The organism is Stenotrophomonas sp. TWI1409 (assembly GCF_039673015.1).
Taxonomy (GTDB): domain Bacteria; phylum Pseudomonadota; class Gammaproteobacteria; order Xanthomonadales; family Xanthomonadaceae; genus Stenotrophomonas; species Stenotrophomonas maltophilia_A.
In genome coordinates this window covers 1-1,202 of sequence record NZ_JBDJKU010000141.1, presented here as the reverse complement: position 1 = coordinate 1,202, position 1,202 = coordinate 1, and the positions used below count along the sequence as shown (strand labels likewise).

General features: G+C 61.3%; 1 protein-coding gene. It reads left to right on the top strand.

Annotation, left to right across the window (positions count from 1 at the left end):
* The first annotated feature begins 167 nt into the window (after nucleotides 1-167).
* Entirely contained in the window at nucleotides 168-1,082 is a 915-nt protein-coding gene (locus ABE423_RS20690) for an IS110 family transposase (protein WP_346487359.1), read from the top strand.
* The last annotated feature ends 120 nt before the right edge of the window (nucleotides 1,083-1,202 follow it).

Here is a 1,202-nt window from a genome sequence, read left to right as displayed (position 1 = left end):
GATCTCGACGATCCGTAACCAGGATCGCGACGATCGCCATGTAGCTTGGCGCCCACGCCGGAATCTCCCTTGATCCGCCCGAACAGTTGCTGGAGCGACCACTCGAAGCGATAAGACTGGGCAAGCGGGGGAGCTCTCGACCCTTCCAGACTATACGGAGTCAGGTGATGAACGGGATCGGGATTGATGTCAGCAAGCGTCAGCTGGATATCGGTACGACGGACGGAGAAACCCTGCAGGTCAGCAACAACCGCTCCGGGTTTTCTGAGCTGGATGTTTGGCTGAAGAAGCGTCCGACCCGCCAGATCGTGCTTGAAGCCACGGGTGGCTATGAGCAGCCGGTCCTGGATTTCCTGCACAAGGCCGGTCATCCGGTGGCCCGTGCCAATGCCTCGCGCGCCCGGAAACTGGCTCAGGGGTTGGGTCAGACTGCCAAAACCGACCGTTTGGATGCCTACGCGTTGGCGCAGATGGCCGCCCTGGTGAAGCTGCCTCCCTATCAGCCGCTGCAGTCTTGGCAGCAGAAGATGCGGGAGTTCGTTCGGGCACGTCGGCAGGCGATAGACGCCCTGACCATCGCGCGGCAACAGCAGGAAATGGTGCTTGATCGTGAACTGCGCCGACTACTGCAGGGCAACATCACCCGCCTACAAACGTTGGTTGAGCGTCTGGGCAAGCAGATCGTCGAGCAGGTTGGTCAGCAGCCTCAACTGAAGATGCTGAAGTCGATGAAGGGCGTAGGGCCTGTGCTGCAGGCAGTTCTAGCCAGCTATCTGCCAGAGCTTGGCAGGATCACTGGCAAGCGCATCGCCAGCCTGGTCGGGGTAGCCCCGATGTCCCACGACAGCGGCACGATGAGAGGAAAACGAAGCATCCACGGTGGAAGAGCCGAAATCCGGCAAGTGCTCTACATGGCGGCAATGTCGGCCATGCGGCATGAACCTCGGCTGCGCGATTTTTACCAGTCGCTACGAGCCCGCGGCAAGGAAGGCAAGGTGGCCATCGTGGCAGTGATGCGGAAGATGCTGGTCATCCTCAACGCCCGTGTGCGCGACGCTGAAAGCGGGCTAGTCCCCGCCTGAGGCGAGCCAGGGCGAAAGACCAAAGGCTGCCGGCCAGCGGCCGGCACTACCGTGCCCGTTTACCTGACGGGCCTGAGACTCTCCAGCAACACAGTTGCTACAGGGACGTACTTGCGGCGT